This window comes from Sphingobium sp. AP50, assembly GCF_900109095.1.
GTDB lineage: Bacteria > Pseudomonadota > Alphaproteobacteria > Sphingomonadales > Sphingomonadaceae > Sphingobium.
On sequence record NZ_FNYZ01000064.1, the window covers coordinates 1 to 1,342 of the forward strand.

General features: G+C 64.4%; 2 protein-coding genes. Both read left to right on the top strand.

Going from position 1 to position 1,342, the window contains the following annotated elements; translation table 11 throughout:
- Positions 1–825 (top strand): cytochrome c oxidase subunit II (locus tag BMY84_RS28860; RefSeq protein WP_143075212.1); only part of this gene is annotated, 825 nt, incomplete at its 5' end.
- The coding region (locus BMY84_RS28865; protein ID WP_177204264.1) for a cbb3-type cytochrome c oxidase subunit I at positions 822–1,342 on the top strand (521 nt) is incomplete at its 3' end. The genes BMY84_RS28860 and BMY84_RS28865, both read left to right, overlap by 4 nt.

Sequence of the window (1,342 nt, forward strand, 5' to 3'; positions counted from 1 at the left end):
GCAATTACCGTCGCCCTCTATGTTCGGGCCGTCCGTGCGTCCGAGCATAGTCTCAGCCATGAACAGGGCATGCGCATGATCCTCTGGGTCGGGGCGATCGGGCCGACGCTCATTCTAGCTGCGCTCCTGCTTTACGCTTTGCCTGCCATGCGTCCCCGCCCGGCCGATCCGGGCGGTCTGGTAATCCGGGTGGAAGGCGAGCAATTCTGGTGGCGGGTTGCGTATCGGCCGTCCGATAATTCACCACCACTATCTTCGACCAACGAAATTCGCGTACCTGTCGGCCGGACGGTCGTATTCGAACTGATGGCCAAAGACGTGATCCACAGCTTCTGGATACCCGGCCTTGCCGGCAAAATGGACATGATCCCAGGCCGCACCAACCGGCTGGTGGTGAAAGCCGAGAAGCCGGGACGATATCGCGGCGTATGCGCGGAGTTTTGCGGCCTCAGCCATGCGCTCATGGCGTTCGACGTGATCGCGATGGAGCCGGCGGCCTTCGACACATGGATGGCCGACGCCCGTGCCATCGTGCCTCTGCCGGCCATCGCCACGTCCGGCCGCACCCTGTTCGATGCGCAGGGATGCGGCGCCTGCCATGGCATCCGGGGCACGCCCCATGCCGGCACCATCGGCCCCGACCTCAGCCGCTTTGGCGAGCGGCTTACATTAGGGGCGGGTATATTGCCGCCGACCGTCGAAAATATCGCCGGCTTCATCAGGGCGCCGCAACGGGCCAAGCCCGGTGTCCGCATGCCCGCCTATCCGCAACTGAGCGACGAGGAAGCCCGCGCTATCGCCCACTATCTGAAGGGTCTGCGATGAGCCTGCACGACCAGGACGACCCCGCGCTCCGGGCCGCGCAGGAGGAGAGACTGCGCGCCGTGTGGGCGCCACCCAAGGGGTTGTTCCTGCGCTGGACCGACTGCAATAACAACCGGGTCGGCGTCTGGTATGTGCTGACGGCCTTCGCCTTCATGCTGTTCGCTGGCGTGCTGGCGCTCATCATGCGCACACAACTGGCCGTGCCCGACAATGATCTGGTGAGCGCAGGGACGTTCAACCAACTCTTCACGCTGCACGGCTCGATGATGATGTTTCTCTTCGCCGTGCCGATGTTCGAGGCCGTGTCGATCATCCTCTTGCCACAGCTGCTGGGCGCGCGCGACCTGCCCTTTCCGCGCCTCTCGGCCTTTGGCTACTGGTCCTTCCTGCTCGGCGGAGGGTTCGTCGGCGGCTCCATCTTTTTCAACGCCGCGCCTGATGGCGGATGGTTCATGTACCCGCCGCTCACCACGCGAACGGACCTGAGCGGCCTTGGCGCAGACATCTGGATGCTGGG